The sequence below is a fragment of the Hymenobacter sp. UV11 genome (assembly GCF_004684095.1).
Taxonomy (GTDB): Bacteria; Bacteroidota; Bacteroidia; order Cytophagales; family Hymenobacteraceae; genus Hymenobacter.
Genome location: NZ_SRII01000002.1, coordinates 354,652 through 371,470, shown reverse-complemented (window position 1 = coordinate 371,470; position 16,819 = coordinate 354,652). Strand labels below are relative to the sequence as shown.

Sequence of the window (16,819 nt, the reverse complement as noted above, 5' to 3'; positions counted from 1 at the left end):
AACTTTTTTAATTATGAGTTATGAATTATGAGTTATGAATTACGACTGACAGCTTCCGGTAAGAAGACGACAATTCATAATTCACAACTCATAACTCATAATTAATTTAATATTGCTTGTCGTCAAAATCGTCAATCAGAATGCCTTTCAGCTTGCGGGTGATATCACCCAAAAACTTGAGGCCTTTCTGCTCCTTCGGCGCTTTGGGCGCTTCGGGGGGGGTAGGCGCGGCGGGCTGCACGGCGGCCGGCGGCGCAGGCGTAAAGCTGGGCACTACCGGCGCAGCCACCGGCGCTACGGCCTGGTAGCTATAGGCGGGCATTTCCTCCTCACCGTAGCCGGGGCGGGCAATGCGCTCGTCCTGAGCCTGGTAGCCAGCCAGCACGAGGCCGACGCCAGTGGCGTGCATCGGCGACTTCACGGCTTCGATTTTACCCTTACCCAAGTGCTGGTTGGGGTAGCCGATGCGCGTGTCGAGGCCGGTGAGGTACTCGGTCAGCTGTTCCAGGTTCTGGAGCTGCGAGCCGCCGCCAGTCAGCACAATGCCGGCCGAAAGCTGCTCGTGCAAGCCCATGCGGTAGATTTCGGCATACACCAGCTCGATAATTTCCGACATGCGGGCCTCGATGATATACGCCAAATTCTTGAGCGATACCTCCTTGGGTGGACGGTTGGGCAAGCCCGGAATGCTCACGATTTCGTAGTCGCTGGCTTCCTCGGCAATGGCTTTGCCAAATTTCACCTTCAACTGTTCGGCCTGGTTGGGCGTCACGTTGCAACCCTGCTTGATGTCCTGGGTAATGATATTGCCCCCAAACGGCAGCACCGCCGCGTGGCGAATAATACCGTCCTTGAACACGGCCAGGTCGGTAGTACCGCCGCCAATGTCAATCAGCGCCACGCCGGCTTCCTTTTCCTCGTCGCTCAGCACCGATACGCTCGACGCCAGCGGTTCCAGAATGAGGTCGGCAATGGCCAACCCAGCCTTTGTTACGCACTTATTAATGTTGTTGATAGCCGCGCTCTGCGCCGTGATGATATGGAAGTTGCCTTCCAGCCGCACACCAGCCATGCCGATGGGGTCAAGCACGCCGCCCTCAAAATCAACTTTGTAGTCTTGGGGCATCACGTGGATAATCTGCGAGCCGGGCGGCGTCACCAAGCGGTACATGTCGGCCGTGAGGCGGTTCACGTCGTCCTGGGTAATCTCGTTGTCACCGCTGGGCCGCGTAATGGAGCCATTGTGTTGCAGCGATTTGATATGCTGCCCCGCAATGCCCACATTTACTACCCCAATGTCGATGCCCGACTGCTCCTCCGCTTGCCGAATGGCGCGCTTGATGGCATCTACCGTTTTGTCAATATTGAGCACCACGCCGCGCTGCACCCCATCGGATACCGCCTTGCCCATGCCCAGAATTTCGAGCTTGCCGTACTCGTTTTTACGGCCCACTAAGGCGCAGATTTTCGTGGTGCCAATGTCGAGACCGACGACTATTTTATCTTGTTGCATGTGGATGTAGTGGGCAGTGAAAGAGCAGTGACTAAATTAGTTAGCAAAATAGCTAAAAAATATATTTTTGATTAACAGGCGGTTACTACTCGCAGATTATTTGGTTTTGGTATTCCACGTTCACGCGGTGGTAGGTATCCCAGCCTAAAACTGAGGGAATTTGACGGTAAAATACCATCAATTTCGCGAATTTTCCAGAAATATCTTCCGGCGCACCAAATTCTATACGCTGGTCGCCCACCTGTTGCGTGAAGCTGAGCTTGCCGCCCGGCTCCACAAAAACCTCGGCTACCTGGGCGCGCCAAAAGGGGTGTTCATCAACGTAGCGCAGAAAATCGAGGTAGCCGCGGCTGGTGCTATCTTGAAAAAAAGTGGGGGGCAGGGTACCGCCGCCTGCCCGGCTTACCGTGGCCACCCGCGCCGTGTAGAGCGGCGAGAGGGGTAGGCGTCGGCCATTGGCATCAACATAAGTATCGAGGCGGTCGTCGGGGTGTACGAGCCGGGCGATGGGACGGTTTTGGTGAATATCGGCGTGCAGGTTGCCAGCCAGGTCGCGATACACCTGCGCATCGCGCACAAATGGGTGCGCCTGGAGGCGGCCTTCCAATTCGCGCAGGCGTGGGCCTTCGGGCACGGTACCAATTACCGGCTCTTTGCCGCCATTGGTTAGTAGCGCCGTAACGCCCCGCTCGCTGATAAAATAATTATCGAACTCGTTGGCCACGTTCACCACAATATTCTGCACCGGGCGATGGGCTTGGCGCAACGCCGCAAACGCGGCCATGCCACCCAAGCCTAGCAGGCTGGCCAACGCGACGAGCAGATTGCGAACGGTCTTATTCATAATAATCGCGGACTAACGCCGGTTGAGCTGATTTCGCAGGTGCAAACGGCGCTTATTTTGGGGTAATTAATTAAGTAGCGAATGACTGTTTTTTCAAAATAAAAAGCCGAAGTAGCTGCTAGCGAAAACTAGTTAGCTGAGGATATTTTTCAGCTGCGGCACCAGCGTATCAATGTCGCCGGCGCCTACGGTCGCCAGTATGTCAAAAGTAGGATTATTTTTCACATTTTCCAATACTTGTGCTTTGGTTTGCAGCGATTTAGCTTCGGAGGTAATGTTAGCCAAAAGCATCTCTGCCGTGATGCCTGGCAGGGGTAGCTCGCGGGCCGGGTAAATATCCAGCAAAACCACTTCGTCGGCCAGGCTCAGGCTCTGCGAAAAACCCTCGGCAAAATCGCGGGTGCGGGTAAATAAATGAGGCTGAAAAATGACGCGTAACTTCTTGTTCGGGTACAGCGCTTTTAGGGACCGTAAAAAAGCCTCAATCTCGCGCGGGTGGTGGGCGTAGTCGTCTACGTACACTTTGTCCGGGCCGGTTACGATAAATTCGAAGCGCCGCTTTACTCCTCGGTAGGCAGCCACAGCCTCAGGCAATTGCGATGTAGTGACGCCAAAAATTTGCGCCGCTGCCGCTGCCGCCAGCATATTTTCTACGTTGTGAAATCCCGGCACGGCCAGCTTTAACTCCTTTACTACCCCCTGCGGCCCGTGGTAATCGAAGTGAAACTGGTGGCCTTCAACCGTAATATTCCCGGCAAATAAATCGGCGCCCTGCGCGGCCGTGAGGCCGTAGCGCAGCACCCGCGTGCCGGGCGGCACGGCGGCGGCCACCCGCGCATCAGCCGTGTGGTTGAGCAGCAGCGTACCACCGGGCTTAATCTGGCTCACAAACTGGCAAAATGAGTCAATCAGCGCGCTTTGCTCGCCGTAGATATCGAGGTGGTCGGCGTCGGTGCTGGTCACAATGGCCACGTCGGGGTGCAGCGTCAGGAAGCTGCGGTCGTACTCGTCGGCCTCTACCACCACAGGCGCGTTGGGGCTGGCAGGCAGCAATAAATTCGAGCCCAGATTCACCGCAATACCGCCCAAAAATGCGCCGGCGTCGAGGCCCGCGTGCTTGAGCAAATGCGCCACCATGCTGCTGGTAGTGGTTTTGCCGTGGGTGCCGGCCACCGCGATGGTGGGCCGGCCTTCGGTGAGCACGCCCAGTACCTGGCTGCGCTTGCGAATATCGTAGCCCTGCTCACGCAGCCACGCCCATTCCAGGCTAGTGGCCGGAATGGCGGGCGTGAGCACCACCAGCGTCTGCGCTTTATTTTCCCGAATTTCCAGCGGAATATTTTCCACCGCGTCGGCGTAGTGCACGGCAATTCCTTCGGCCTGCAAAGCTTGCGTAAGGGGCGTTTCGGTTTTGTCGTAACCGCTCACCTGGTGGCCGTTGGCCTTAAACCAGCGCGCCAGCGCCGACATGCCAATGCCGCCAATACCGAGAAAAAATATAAAGGGAAATTGCTGCATTTTTTAATTTAGAACGTCCTGCTGAGCGCAACGAAGTGGAGTCGAAGCATCTCGCTTGAATTGGTAACTCAATCGGTCAACGATGCGAGCCAGATGCTTCGGCTCCACTTCGTTGCGCTCAGCAGGACAGCCTTTTTTATTCGGTTTTATTTTTTCAATAGCTTAAATAATTCGTCCACAATCGCCGTGGTCGCGTCGGGGCGGGCCAATTCCTGCACGCGCTGGCTGAGCTGCTGCTGGCGCGCGGGGTCGGCCAGCAGACGCAGTGCTTCATCGTAGAGGCGCTCAGCGGCGTGGGCATCAGTAATGAGCACGGCCGCTCCTTTGCTCACCAGCGACAGCGCGTTTTTGGTTTGGTGGTCCTCAGCCACGTTGGGCGATGGCACCAGCACACTCGCCTTACCCGTGAGGCAAAGCTCTGATACTGAGAGCGCCCCGGCCCGGCTGATTACTACGTCGGCGGCGGCGTAGGCCAGGTCCATGCGCCGGATAAATTCCAGGGCTTGCAGGTGGTCGGCGGCGTAGGGCGCGGCTTGCTGCTGGGCCTCAGGGTAGTAGAGCTTGCCGGTTTGCCAGAGCAGCTGCACGCCTGCCTCGCGCAGGCGGGGTAGGGCGGCGGCGGTGGCCAGGTTGAGGGTGCGCGCGCCGAGGCTGCCGCCTACCACGAGCAAGGTTTTCTTAGCGGGGTCGAGGTTGAAAAACTGCTGGGCTTCGGCGCACTGGCCGTGGGCAATTTCGGTACGCACGGGGTTGCCGGTGAGCACGATTTTATCGGCCGGAAAGAATTTTTCCATGCCGTCGTAGGCCACGCAGATTTTACTCACGCGGCGGCCCAGTAATTTATTAACCAGACCAGCGTACGAATTCTGCTCCTGAATTAAGCTCGGAATACCGCGCGAGGTAGCGGCCAATAATACCGGGGCCGAGGCATAGCCGCCTACCCCCACTACGACGTCGGGCCGGAATTCCTGAATTAATTTTCCCGCCTTGCGCACCGACCGAAATACCCGCACCGGGAACATAATATTTTGTGGCGTGAGGCGGCGCTGCAAACCGGTAATATCTAGGCCCACAATATCATAGCCGGCCTCAGGCACGCGCGTCATCTCCATGCGGCCGTTGGCGCCCACGAATAAAATCTCGGCGTCGGGCTGCCGCCGCCGAATTTCATTCGCAATTGCCACCGCCGGGAAAATATGCCCGCCCGTACCGCCGCCGGAGATGATGAATTTCATGGATTTAATTTTATTCGTTTACAATAGTCTGTCATTGCGAGCATGTTGCGCATCAAGCAAGGGCGAAGTGGAGCGCGGCAATCTTTCCTTCACAATAGGATTACTAGCTTAATGAAGTGAACGACCAAGGAAGGATTGCCGCGCTCCACTTCGCCCTTGCTTGATGCGCAACATGCTCGCAATGACAACTACTACTCATGCATACTGCGCGCGCTTGCTGGGGATGCGTACAGTGTCGGCGGGCTCGCCGGTCATGGGGCGGGTTTCGCGCTCGCCGCGGCTCACGGCGAGGATAATTCCAACGCTCAAGCCTGTGAAAATGAGCGAGGTACCACCCATGCTCAGCATGGGCAGGGGTAGGCCAGTGACTGGGCCCAGGCCCACCGCCACGCCCATATTTACCATCGCCTGCAAGACCAGACTAAAGCTCAAGCCAGCCGAGAGCAGGCCGCCGAAAGCGCCCTGACTATTCATCACCGTTTTGAGCCCTCGATACAGAAATGCGAGGTAGAGAAACAGCACCAGCAAGCCGCCAATCATGCCATATTCTTCAATAATAATGGCGTAGATAAAGTCGGAATACGGGTGCGGCATGATGTTGCGCTCGGTGCTTTTGCCGGGGCCTTTGCCGGTGAGGCCGCCCGTGGCGATGGCGATAAACGAATGCTCCAGCTGGAAAGCGGGCTTTTTATTGGGGTTAGAGAAGTTCTCGATGCGCGACTGCACCGTTTTCCAGCGCTGGCCGGCCACTAGCCCTACCCCCCCCAGCGTAGCCCCAATGAGCACCATCACCAGCATTTGCCGCATGGGCACGCGGCCGATGAACATGAGCAGCAGGCAGGTCAGAAACAGTAGCAGCGCCGTGGAGGCGTTCGACAGCACAATCAATCCACAAATGGCTCCTACCCAAAGCATTACGGGTAGCAACGTGCTTTTGAAATCGTGCAAGTGCTGCTGGCGGCGGCTGAGCATGCTGGCTAGGTGCGAAATGAGCGCTAGCTTGGCCAGGTCGGAAGGCTGGAAGGTCTGATTAATTACCGGGATGGTGAGCCAGCGCGAGGCGCCGTTGGTTTCGCCGCCCATCAGGTACGTGAAAAGCAGAAGCGGCACCGACAGCAGCAGTGCATAAAGCGATAGCCGCGAGTAGTGCCGGTAATCGATGCGGTGGGCCATCCACATTAAACCCAAACCCATGAAAATCAAGCTACTGTGCTTGAGCACAATCAGCTCGACCGAGCCGGTACGGCCGTGCAGCTCGTTGCGGTACGCCAGCGTGCCGGTGGCCGAGTACACGACGGCGATGCTGATGAGCGAAAACAGAATGACGATGGCCCACAGAATGGGGTCGCCCTTGAGGTTGCGTTGCAGCCACGTGTGGGGGGTAGGGGTTTCCATAAATCGCAGATTTAACGGATTAAACTGATTTCGCAGATTCGGACGGGGGTAGGGCCTGCACGGCAGCCATGAATTGGCGGCCGCGGTCTTCGTAGTTTTTGAACAGGTCGAAGCTGGCGCAGCAGGGCGAGAGCAGCACCACATCGCCGGGGGCGGCCAGGGCGGCGGCGCGCTGCACGGCGTCGGCCATACTTTGGGTTTCTTCGAGGTGCGGCACCTGGGTTTCAAACGCGGCACGCAGCTTGGCATTGTCCACGCCCAGGCAAATGAGCGCCTTTACTTTTTGCGCGGCCAGGGGCTGCACGGAGGCATAATCGTTGCCTTTGTCGGTGCCACCGGCAATCCAGACGATGGGCCGCTTCACGCCGTCGAGGGCGTACCAGGCCGCCTCCACGTTGGTGGCCTTGCTGTCGTTGATGTACTCCACGCCGTTGATTTCGGCCACGAGCTGCAGGCGGTGCTCGGCGTTGTGGAAGCTGGCGAGCGCCTGCTCAATGGCGGCGGGCGCTACACCCGCCACCCGCGCTACTAGTATGGCCGCCAGCACGTTCTGCCGGTTGTGCTCGCCGATGAGCGGCGAGCGGGAAGTGCTGATAAGCTCGGTGGGGCTGTAGTAGCCGGGTAGCAAATCGAGACGCACGGCGTCCTGCTTTTCGTAGTAGCCGCCGAGCTGAAAATCGGTGCGGTGATGCAGGCTGAAGGGCATCTGGTGCATCGGCCGCAGCGCGGCTTTGAAATAGCGCTGAATATTCTCGTCGTCGGCGTTGTAGATGAACGTGCCGTCGCTGTCCTGATTGCGCACGATATTGAGCTTGGCGCGGGCGTAGGCTTCGAGCGAGTAGTTGTAGCGGTCGAGGTGGTCGGGCGTGATGTTGAGCAGCACCGCAATCCAGGGCTGAAAACGGTCGATATCATCGAGCTGAAAGCTACTTAATTCCAGCACGTAATACTTGAATTTATCCTCGATTACCTGCTCGGCCAGCGAGTAGCCTACGTTGCCGGCCAGGCCCACGTTCAGGCCGGCTTCCTTCAATAAGTGGTAGGTAAGCAGCGTGGTCGTGGTCTTGCCGTTGGTACCCGTAATGGCAATAAAGCGCGCCTTGGTGTAATGGCTGGCAAACTCAATCTCCGATATAATCGGAATTTTCTGCTCGCGCAGCGCCTTGATAACGGCCGCTTTTTCGGGGATACCGGGGCTTTTTACCACTTTGTCGGCTTGCAGAATGCGGTCGAGCGAGTGTTGGTTTTCCTCGAACTCGATGCCGGCTTTGGTCAGCTTGTCCTTGTAGTCGGCCTGGATAACGCCGCGGTCCGACACGAACACGGTGTGGCCCTTGGCCTGCGCCAGCAGCGCGGCCCCTACCCCACTCTCGGCGGCTCCTAAGATGACAATGTTCATACGTGTAGGGTAAGCTTTAGCTTGCCTTTTTCTAATTAGCTATTTTACAATCAACTGGCAAGCTAAAGCTTACCCTACATCTTAGCGCAATTTCAACGTAACCAACGTGATGACGGCCAGCATAATACCTACAATCCAGAACCGCGATACGATTTTGGATTCGTGGTAGCCGAGCTTCTGGTAGTGGTGGTGTAGTGGCGACATGCGCAGCAGGCGACGGCCTTCGCCATACTTGCGCTTGGTGTATTTAAACCAGCCTACCTGCACCACTACTGAGAGATTTTCGATGATAAACACCCCGCACAGAATGGGAATCAGCAGCTCTTTGCGCACCGCCAGGGCCAGCACGGTGATAATGCCGCCGAGGGCCAGCGAGCCGGTATCACCCATAAAAACTTGCGCCGGGTAAGAGTTATACCACAGAAAGCCAATGCAAGCCCCCACGAAGGCCGTGCAGAAAATAACCAGCTCACCCGAATCCGGAATAAACATAACATCCAGATAATCAGCTAAAAAGGCATTACCGCTCACAAAGGCAAAAATAGCCAGCGTGACCCCGATAATGGCCGACGTACCGGCCGCTAGGCCGTCGAGGCCGTCGGTAAGGTTGGCGCCATTGCTGATGGCCGTAACCAGAAAAACCACAATGGGAATGTAAAACAGGCCGTACAGCCCTTGGAAAGCCGTGCCAGCCTGAGCAAACAAGTCGCCGTAGTTCAGCTCGTTATTTTTCATGAACGGCACTGTCGTAATGGCCAGGTGCACGTCTTTAAATACCTTGCTGGCATCGACGGCTGAATACTGGCCATTGGGCAGCAAATACTCGCGCACCGTAATCTCGTTGCTGTAAAACAGCACCCAGCCCACCGTGATACCTAAGCCAATCTGACCCAGCACTTTAAATCGCCCGCTCAGGCCTTCTTTATTCTTGCGGAAAATCTTGATGTAGTCGTCCAGAAACCCGATTAGTCCGAGCCAAACCGTGCTGAGCAGCATCAGGATAATGTAGATATTGCGCAGGCGCGCAAACAGCAGCACGGGCACCAGAATAGCCAGCAGGATGATGAGGCCGCCCATGGTTGGCGTACCTTTCTTCTCGTTCTGGCCCTGCAGGCCGAGGTCGCGGATGGTTTCGCCAAGCTGCTTTTTTTGCAGCACGTTGATGAGCTTGCCCCCGAATATCTGGGCGATGAGCAGCGATACGATAACGGAGAGCGCCGCCCGAAACGTGGTGTACTGAAACACACCCGCGCCGGGCAGGTGATAGTGTTCGTGCAGGTAGCGAAAAAGGTAGTATAGCATTTTGTTGAATTATGAGTCGTTGGTCATTGCGAGCCTGCGAAGCAATCGCACCAGAACGGTGCCAGCGCCGGTCGTTCGTCCATCGTTCAGGTGCGATTGCCGCGCTTCGCTCGCAATGACAATTGGCTCATAACTTTTAATTTTTAATTTCAAGTAGCGCCGCTCGCAGTTCTTCCCTATCGTCGAAGTGCGTTTTCACGCCTTTGATTTCCTGGTAGGTTTCGTGGCCTTTGCCGGCTACCAGCACGAGGTCGGTGGGGCGGGCCAGGGCCACGGCGGCCCGAATAGCGGCGCGGCGGTCGGCAATGGTTTGGGTGTGGGCGTCGGTGGGGGGTAGGAGGCCGGCCTCCATCTGGCGCAGGATGTCGAGCGGGTCCTCATCGCGCGGGTTGTCGGAGGTCAGGATTACCTCATCCGAAAGCTGGGCGGCGAGCCGGGCCATGATGGGGCGTTTGGTGGCGTCGCGGTTGCCGCCGCAGCCCACCACCGTGATGATGCGCTGCTCGGGGCGGCGCGTCTGGTGCAGGGTCTGGAGCACGTTTTCGAGCGCGTCGGGCGTGTGGGCGTAGTCCACGAGGCCGGCGATGGACTGGCCCGGTACGGTCACCGGCTCGAAGCGGCCGGGCGCAGTGGTCAGGCCCGAGAGGATGGTGAGCACCTCCGTGGGGTCCTCGCCCAGCAGCACGGCCGCGCCATACACGGCCAGCAGGTTATAAGCATTGAAGACGCCGATGAGCCGAAAATGCACCTCGCGGTCGTCTATTTCGAGCAGCAGGCCGTGCATCTCATTCGCGATAAGCCGGGCCCGGAAGTCGGCGGCCGAGCGCAGCGAGTAGGTGGCGCGGCGGGCGGCCGTGTTTTGCAGCATCACCGGGCCGCGCTTGTCATCGGCATTGGTGAGGGCGAAGGCTGTTTTAGGCAGCGCGTCGAAAAAGCCTTTCTTAGCCTTCAGGTAATTATCAAACGTGCCGTGGTAGTCGAGGTGGTCGTGGGTGAGATTGGTGAAAAGGCCGCCCGCGAAGCGCAGGCCGCCGATGCGGTGCTGGGCCACGGCATGGCTGCTCACCTCCATGCAGGCGTGGGTGCAGCCGGCGGCCACCATATCGGCCAGCAGGGCGTTGAGCCGGATGGCGTCGGGCGTGGTGTGGGTGCTGGCCAGCACGGTTTCGTCAATCTGATTCTGCACCGTGCTCAGCAGGCCGGCGTGGTAGCCCAGCTCGCGCAACAGCTTGTGCAGTAAGGTAGCGCAGGTGGTTTTGCCGTTGGTGCCGGTCACGCCTACCAGCACCAGCTGGCGCGAGGGGTGGCCGTAGAACGCGCTGGCGATGGGCCCGAGCGCGGCCGCCGAGTCGGCCACCTGCACGTAGGTTGTGGCCGGGTTCAATTCGGCCGGCAGCTCTTCACAGATAACAACCCCTACCCCCTGCTTCACCGCCTGCTCGATGAACTTGTGCCCGTCGGTGGCCGTGCCGCGCAGGGCGCAGAACAGCATGCCCGGCGCGGCCTGGCGCGAGTCGAGGGTGAGGCCCGCCACGGGCACGTCGGGGTTGCCATGCTGGGTCAGCACGTCCACATCGGTGAGCAGGGCGAAGAGGGGTAAGGTGCTCATGCGGCTTTCTTGGGTTTGGTGGCCGCTTTTGCGTCGGTTACCGGTTTCGTTCTGGTGGCGGTTCCCGCAGAGGGCGCAGAGGAAGGCGCAGAGGTTCGCTGAGTCGTGCGGATATCGGGCTTATTGATGGTTTTTTTCGGCTTGGCTTCGGCCTTAGCAGGGGGGGTAGGCGCCGTCGCTTTCTCTTTGGCGGCCGACTTAGCTTTGGTTGAGCTGGGCTTTGTCGTTGACTTGGCGGCTTTGCTGGGTCGGCTGACCTCGGCCGGAATGAGCAGGGTGTTCTCCTCAATTTCGGTGTGGATGGGCGCGGGCAAGGCCAGCGGTGCGGCAGTGGGGGCAGCGGTGGGCATCAGCACCAGGTTCACTACCGCGCCGCGGCGGGCCGGGTCGCCGGGCGCTACCGACTGCTCACGCACGCGGCCGGTGCCGCTGGCCTGCACCTTGATGCCTCGGTTTTCGAGCAAAAACAGCGCGTCGCGCAGGGTGAGGCCGCGCGCGTCGGGCATGCGGCCGGGGTGGGCCACGCTGGCATCGGGGCGCAGGGCCACGGTGCGAGCCACGAAGGCCGTGTCAACGGCGCGGGTGGCGCGCACCCACTCTTCGCCGCCGGTGGCGTGGGTCTGGCCGGGCAGGCCAATGCGGTCACATACCAGCGCGATTTCCTGCTGCAAGCCGGCCCGCACCAGCGGCACCGGCGAGCGCCGGGCCGGAATGCGCGCTAGCATGGGCCGCTGGCTGGCCTGGTCACGGGCCATGCAGCGGTCGGCCAAGTCGCGAAATACCGGCGCCGACACCTCGGCCCCCGACCAGTTGCCTTTACTTGGCGAGTCAATCACTACAATGCAGCTATACTTGGGCTTATCGGCCGGAAAAAACCCGCAGAAGCTAGTCGAATATGTATGCGTATAGCGACCGTTTTTGAACTTCCAGGCCGTACCCGTTTTGCCCGCGATGGCGTAGTCTTTAGGCCGAATAGCTTTGGCGGTGCCTTGCAGCACTACCCCCTCCATCATGGCGTGCAGCTTGCGCAGCGTGGCATCGGAGCAGATTTTAGGGTTCAGTACCTGCGTGTCGAAGTGCTCCACCACCTGATCGGCCTGCTTGATTTCCTTCACAATCATGGGCGCCACCTTCACGCCGCCGTTGGCCACGGCGTTGTAGAAAGCCAGCGTTTGGAGCGGAGCCAGCTTCAGCTCGTAGCCGATGGCCATGGTCGAGAGCGAGGTGCGGCTCCAGCTGCGGTCCTTGGGGTCCTTCACGTAGGGTAGGGCCTCGCCGCTCATCTGAAAGCCCAGCGGCTTGTCGAGGCCAAAGCGCTTGAGGTAGTCGGTGTATTGGGTGGGGTTGCTAGCAAAGTGCTCCTGCACCAGCCGCGCCACCCCAATGTTGCTCGATTTCTCAAACACCTGCTGCACCGTAATGCGGCCGTTGGCGTGCGAGTCCGTCTTCACCGCGCCCCCGATAGACATTCGGCCGGGGCCAGTATCTACTATATCATCAATTTGCAGGCTGGGGTCGGCCTCAAACACGGCCATCATCGAGGCCAGCTTGAAAGTCGAGCCCGGCTCGGTGCGGCCCTGGTCGGCAAAAGCGTAGTTATAATCTTCCTTATAGGTGCCGTCGGCAGCCTTGCCCAGGTTGGCCACGGCCTTGATTTCACCGGTTTTCACCTCCATTAGAATAACGCAGCCGTACTTAGCGTCGTTCGAAACCAAGGCTTTGTAGAGGGCATCCTCAGCCCCATCCTGCAGGTTGATGTCGAGGGTCGTTTTCACGTCGTAGCCCGGCTGGGGCTTGATTTCGGTGCCGTCATACACTGGCTTGAAGCCGCCCGGCACGCGCTCAAACAGCGCCTCACCCGACTTGCCCGCTAGCTTCTGCTGGAACGTAAACTCCAGGCCCGCGCCGTTTTTGTCCTCGTTTACGAAGCCCACTGTGCGCTGGGCCAGCCCGCCGAAGGGCCGGAAGCGCTTATCCACTTTTTCAAAGATGGCCCCGCCCCGGCGCTTGGCCCGGAAGATGGGCCAGCTGGCCAATTCCTTCTTCTCCTGAAAATTTATCTGCCGCGAATTCAGCCGGATGTAGCGCACGTCGTGGTCACGGTGCGCCTCCATCAGCTTGCGCCGGTATTCCGGCACGCTGCGGTCTTGGAAGAAGTGCGCTAGGTGCCAAGCCAGCGAATCCACATGCTGAGCAAACGTGGCATCATCGACCACACCGGGGTCCCAGGCTACCCGGTAGAAGGGCAGCGAGGTCGCCATAATGCTCTCGTTATCGGAGTAGATGTTGCCGCGCGTGGCTGGCACCGGCTGGTAGCTGATGCGGCGCTCTTGCTCCAGGGCGCGCCACTTGGCACCCTCCTGGTACTGGATGCGCGAGATTTTCCAGGCCACGGCGCACGAGAACAGCGCCACCCCCAGAAACGCGAGCCGCACCCGCGTGACAATGGATTTCTTAACGCTGCTTTTCATGGCTTGCTTTTGGGGCTGCTTTATCCTGATTTAATTGGGCCGTCTTGTGCTTTTTTGTACTAGATTCTTTGCTAGCAGCTTTACTCCGTTTTGTTTTTTTAACAGCTGAACCACTATGCGTCAATTGTTTGGCGGCTTCAGTTTCGGCACCGGGGGTAGGGGCATCTTCGTCGGCAAGGCCAGGCGGTGGCGCACCCAGCTCCAAGGCATCCTCCTCCTCAGAAAGACCTAGCTGCTGGCGGCGCGCCCGGCCCTGAATAGAATCAGCACGGGCCGAGGCTACCGAATCGCGGGCGGCGCGAGCGGCTAGGGTATCAGCAGTGAGTACGGGCATAGTTTCCAATTCGGCCTCATCGAGGCGGCCGGCCGGCACCGCAATGCGGAAGGGCGGCGACGAGCTTTCGACCAAGCCGATAGCAGCCACTTTGCGGGCCACCTCGCTCTGCTTGCTGGCTTCCATGTAGTCCGATTTCAGGGTGGTATAGTCGGCGCGCAGGTCCTCCGTTTCCTGCTTGAGCCGCTGAATATTGCGATTCATGCGGTTGCCGTAGTGCGTGTTGCCGATGTAGAGCAGCGTGAGCAGCATCACGAAGAGCAGCTTGGGTAGGAAGCGCACCGGCAAGCCCTCCCGAAACAGCCCATCGAGGCCCGTGAAGCGGTCGAGCAGCGAAAACAGGCTCCAGCCGGTAGCGGTACGGCCCTCGTGGGGCTCCCAGGCGGGCGCGGTAAACTCGGGGGTTGGCTCGGCCGGCTTGCGCGCCTTTTTAGGTGCGGCGGGTTGGGGCGTGGCTACGGGTGCGGGGGCCGGCGGGGGGGTAGGGGCAGCCACGGGCGGCGCGGCGGCTACGGCGGCCGGCGCCTCGTTCACAGGCTCGGGCTCGCGGGGGGCACGCACGGTATTGGCGCGGGGCGGACCAGCCGCAACAGGACGTATCGTATTACCGGCCATGAGCTTACGCGGGAATGGGGGTTCGGACGCCAATGCGCAGCTTGGCACTGCGGGCGCGGCTGTTTTCGGCTACTTCGTCGGCCGAAGCCTCTATCGGCTTGCGCGTGAGGGCCTCAAAAGGCAGGCTCACGCGGCCGTACAAATCCTTTTCGGCCTGGCCGAAAAACTTGCCCTGGCTCAGAAAATTTTTCACCAGCCGGTCTTCCAGCGAGTGGTAGCTCATCACCACCAAGCGGCCGCCGGGGCGCAGCACCTCGGCAGTTTGGGTCAGCATCTCCTGCAAGGCCGTCAACTCATCATTAACCTCAATACGCAGGGCCTGAAATACTTGCGCCAGATACTTATTCTCCTTGCCGCGCGCTACTACCGGCTGAATGGCGTGCTTTAGCTCCTGAATAGTGCGCAGCGGGCGCTGGCGGCGGGCCTGCACCACGGTAGCGGCCAGCGTGCGGGCGTTGGTGACCTCGCCGTACATGCCAAAAATGCGGTGCAGCGCGGCTTCGTCGTAGTCGTTGAGCACGTCGGCGGCGGTGGCCACGCTGGCATCCTGGGGGTCCATGCGCATGTCGAGCGGCCCGTCGAAGCGGGTGCTGAAGCCGCGCTCGGCGGTGTCGAACTGGTGCGACGACACGCCCAAATCGGCCAGCAGGCCATCCACGGGCTGGGCGTCGCGCTGGGCCAGCTCGGCCGCGAGGTGCCGAAAATTAGCCCGAATAAACGTAAACTGCGGCCGGGCCAGCTCGGCCGCCTGGCGCTCGGCCGCCTCGTCCTGGTCGAAGCTATACAAATGACCCTCAACCAATTGCTCCAACATGCGCGCCGAGTGCCCGCCGCCGCCAAACGTGACATCAACGTACCGGCCGCCGGGTACCAGGTCGAGGCCAGCCAGGCATTCGGCTAGCATCACCGGGCGGTGGTAGGCAGTATCGTTGGGGCGGGTGCTCATAGCAAAAAGAAGCGCGGGTAGGGGTAACGAATGTGCGGCAAGCTAAAGCTTACCGGGAAAACGAAGGGCTATTTTATTATATTTCAGCTTATTACGACAAGCTAAAGCTTACCCTACATTTTCGGGGGTGTCTGATAAGAACTTCTGGGCCAGCTTGGAGAAAGCCTGCTGGTCCTTGATAAGGTACTCGTCGTAGCGGGTGGGGTCCCACACTTCGCAGCGGTTGCCGAGGCCCACAATCACGGCGTCTTTTTCGAGGCCGGCATAGCGGCGCATCGAGCCCGGCAGGCCAAAGCGCCCAATGCTGTCGAGCTCCACTTCGGTCATACCCCGGAAGAAGTTGCGCTGAAACTGGCGGTATTCTTCGTTGAACTCGTCCAGGGCCATCACCTTGGCGTGAATTAATTCCCAGGCCGAGCGGGGGTAGAGCACCAGGCAGGGCTCGAAGCCGCGCACCAGCACCAACTGGTTGGCATAGGTATCGGGCAGCGCCGCTTTCACCTTGGCGGGCAGCACCAGCCGACCTTTGGGGTCGAGCTTGCAGTCGTATTCGCCGGAGAGAAGCTGGTGCATGGATGGAACAAGTGCCACTGGGCTGCGGCGCCAGCGAGGATAACAAAAGTACGAGTCGTTTCAAAAAACTCACCACTTTCTACCACTTTCTACCACGACCCTAAAAGGCCTTCAATGGACTGCAATCGCCTATTTATCCATTATTGAAACAATGTTGCACTCTTGTAAAGGGCACTTAATCCAGATTTTCCGGACAAAATTCGGCTTGCCGCTGGTACGGCATACTTTTATTTTTTAGCGAAACAATGTTGCATAACAGCCCTTTACTACCCTGTTTGTTTCTCCAGTTGGCAGCCAGTCCAGTCGCCGGTAGGTATCTAATTGCCAGCCGCTCACCGCAGCTAGCGCTGCGTTAGAACCGAACCAGCGGCTGTGAGGAACTACTACCAGCCAGAGCCACTTAAGTAGGTCCGTAATTTTTATGTAATTTCGGCATAATCTCAGCCACTTCCCGTTGCCTGCCCCGCCTGCCTTTTCGGAACCGGATTACCTCCGCCGCCTCAAACAGGACGACGAGCGGGCCTTTGATGCGCTCTTCCGGCACTACAGCGCCTTGGTGTACCGCTTTGCCTACAGCTACCTGAAATCGCGGCCGGCAGCCGAGGAAATTGTGCAGGAGTGCTTTATTAAGATATGGGAGAAGCGCGGGCAGCTGCGCGAGGACGTGCCCCTGAAAGGCTACCTCTTTACGACGGCCCACCACGCGGTGCTGAACGAGCTGCGGCGCGACCAGCATCACCTGCGCCTGCACGGGCAGGTAGCGGCCGCTAGCCCGGCCAGCGTGGCCAACGAGGCCGAGTACCAGGAGATGGAGGCGCTGTACCTGGCCGCCCTCGACCGCCTACCCCCCAAGCAGCGCGAGGTGTTTGTACTGAGCCGGCAGCAGGGCCTGTCTTACCCCGAAATTGCCGAGCGCCAGGGCGTATCGGTAAAAACGGTGGAGGCGCACATCGTGCAGGCGCTTAAAACGATGCGCAAGTACTTCAAGCTACACGGCGGCGGCATTCTGGAGCTGCTGCTGGCGCTGGCCATTCACAAGCGCTGATTTTTGTGGCTGGTGGCTAA

At 59.2% G+C, this 16,819-nt stretch carries 13 protein-coding genes; 1 reads left to right on the top strand and 12 read right to left on the bottom strand.

All coding sequences use genetic code 11. From position 1 onward, the window contains the following. Window positions 1–106: 106 nt before the first annotated feature. From ftsA to mraZ, 12 genes are all read right to left on the bottom strand, one after another. Window positions 107–1,513 carry a cell division protein FtsA gene (gene ftsA / locus E4631_RS04105; RefSeq protein ID WP_133659909.1) on the bottom strand — a complete coding sequence of 469 codons (1,407 nt, stop codon included), beginning with the start codon at window positions 1,511–1,513 and terminating at the stop codon, window positions 107–109. Between the two features lie 85 nt (window positions 1,514–1,598). Continuing rightward, a complete protein-coding gene (locus E4631_RS04100) occupies window positions 1,599–2,357 on the bottom strand; it encodes a cell division protein FtsQ/DivIB (RefSeq protein WP_133659910.1) in 759 nt (252 codons plus the stop codon). Window positions 2,358–2,489: 132 nt separating this feature from the next. Then, complete coding sequence (gene murC / locus E4631_RS04095) at window positions 2,490–3,875, bottom strand: UDP-N-acetylmuramate--L-alanine ligase (protein ID WP_133659911.1); 1,386 nt, start codon at window positions 3,873–3,875, stop codon at window positions 2,490–2,492. 146 nt (window positions 3,876–4,021) lie between these two features. Then, window positions 4,022–5,110, bottom strand: coding sequence for an undecaprenyldiphospho-muramoylpentapeptide beta-N-acetylglucosaminyltransferase (gene murG, locus E4631_RS04090; RefSeq protein WP_174805477.1), 1,089 nt, complete (start codon window positions 5,108–5,110; stop codon window positions 4,022–4,024). A 195-nt stretch (window positions 5,111–5,305) separates the two neighbouring features. Further along, complete coding sequence (locus E4631_RS04085; protein WP_133659913.1) at window positions 5,306–6,505, bottom strand: FtsW/RodA/SpoVE family cell cycle protein; 1,200 nt, start codon at window positions 6,503–6,505, stop codon at window positions 5,306–5,308. A 19-nt stretch (window positions 6,506–6,524) separates the two neighbouring features. Continuing rightward, window positions 6,525–7,904, bottom strand: coding sequence for a UDP-N-acetylmuramoyl-L-alanine--D-glutamate ligase (gene murD, locus E4631_RS04080; RefSeq protein WP_133659914.1), 1,380 nt, complete (start codon window positions 7,902–7,904; stop codon window positions 6,525–6,527). Between the two features lie 81 nt (window positions 7,905–7,985). Further along, window positions 7,986–9,206, bottom strand: coding sequence for a phospho-N-acetylmuramoyl-pentapeptide-transferase (gene mraY, locus E4631_RS04075; RefSeq protein WP_133659915.1), 1,221 nt, complete (start codon window positions 9,204–9,206; stop codon window positions 7,986–7,988). A gap of 136 nt (window positions 9,207–9,342) precedes the next feature. Next, window positions 9,343–10,815, bottom strand: a complete 1,473-nt coding sequence (locus tag E4631_RS04070; RefSeq protein WP_133659916.1) for a UDP-N-acetylmuramoyl-L-alanyl-D-glutamate--2,6-diaminopimelate ligase — start codon at window positions 10,813–10,815, stop codon at window positions 9,343–9,345. Further along, a complete protein-coding gene (locus E4631_RS04065; RefSeq protein ID WP_133659917.1) occupies window positions 10,812–13,286 on the bottom strand; it encodes a penicillin-binding protein in 2,475 nt (824 codons plus the stop codon). Before E4631_RS04065 ends, E4631_RS04070 begins: the two co-directional genes overlap by 4 nt. Beyond that, window positions 13,270–14,235 (bottom strand): FtsL-like putative cell division protein, encoded by a 966-nt coding sequence (locus E4631_RS26220; protein ID WP_174805478.1) that lies wholly within the window; start codon window positions 14,233–14,235, stop codon window positions 13,270–13,272. The genes E4631_RS04065 and E4631_RS26220 overlap by 17 nt, the downstream gene beginning before the upstream one ends. 4 nt (window positions 14,236–14,239) lie before the next feature. After that, window positions 14,240–15,181, bottom strand: coding sequence for a 16S rRNA (cytosine(1402)-N(4))-methyltransferase RsmH (gene rsmH, locus E4631_RS04055; RefSeq protein ID WP_240734659.1), 942 nt, complete (start codon window positions 15,179–15,181; stop codon window positions 14,240–14,242). Between the two features lie 108 nt (window positions 15,182–15,289). Further along, a complete protein-coding gene (mraZ, locus tag E4631_RS04050; protein ID WP_133659918.1) occupies window positions 15,290–15,754 on the bottom strand; it encodes a division/cell wall cluster transcriptional repressor MraZ in 465 nt (154 codons plus the stop codon). A gap of 454 nt (window positions 15,755–16,208) precedes the next feature. Here mraZ and E4631_RS04045 point away from each other — a divergent pair, with 454 nt between their 5' ends. Further along, a complete protein-coding gene (locus E4631_RS04045; protein ID WP_133659919.1) occupies window positions 16,209–16,799 on the top strand; it encodes an RNA polymerase sigma-70 factor in 591 nt (196 codons plus the stop codon). Window positions 16,800–16,819: the final 20 nt, after the last annotated feature.

Coding starts and splice junctions, on each gene's coding strand:
- rsmH (WP_240734659.1), bottom strand. CDS start 15,181: ATGAGCACCCGCCCCAACGATACTGCCTACCACCGCCCGGTGATGCTA.
- murC (WP_133659911.1), bottom strand. CDS start 3,875: ATGCAGCAATTTCCCTTTATATTTTTTCTCGGTATTGGCGGCATTGGC.
- E4631_RS26220 (WP_174805478.1), bottom strand. CDS start 14,235: ATGGCCGGTAATACGATACGTCCTGTTGCGGCTGGTCCGCCCCGCGCC.
- E4631_RS04100 (WP_133659910.1), bottom strand. CDS start 2,357: ATGAATAAGACCGTTCGCAATCTGCTCGTCGCGTTGGCCAGCCTGCTA.
- mraY (WP_133659915.1), bottom strand. CDS start 9,206: ATGCTATACTACCTTTTTCGCTACCTGCACGAACACTATCACCTGCCC.
- E4631_RS04065 (WP_133659917.1), bottom strand. CDS start 13,286: ATGAAAAGCAGCGTTAAGAAATCCATTGTCACGCGGGTGCGGCTCGCG.
- E4631_RS04085 (WP_133659913.1), bottom strand. CDS start 6,505: ATGGAAACCCCTACCCCCCACACGTGGCTGCAACGCAACCTCAAGGGC.
- murD (WP_133659914.1), bottom strand. CDS start 7,904: ATGAACATTGTCATCTTAGGAGCCGCCGAGAGTGGGGTAGGGGCCGCG.
- murG (WP_174805477.1), bottom strand. CDS start 5,110: ATGAAATTCATCATCTCCGGCGGCGGTACGGGCGGGCATATTTTCCCG.
- mraZ (WP_133659918.1), bottom strand. CDS start 15,754: ATGCACCAGCTTCTCTCCGGCGAATACGACTGCAAGCTCGACCCCAAA.
- E4631_RS04070 (WP_133659916.1), bottom strand. CDS start 10,815: ATGAGCACCTTACCCCTCTTCGCCCTGCTCACCGATGTGGACGTGCTG.
- ftsA (WP_133659909.1), bottom strand. CDS start 1,513: ATGCAACAAGATAAAATAGTCGTCGGTCTCGACATTGGCACCACGAAA.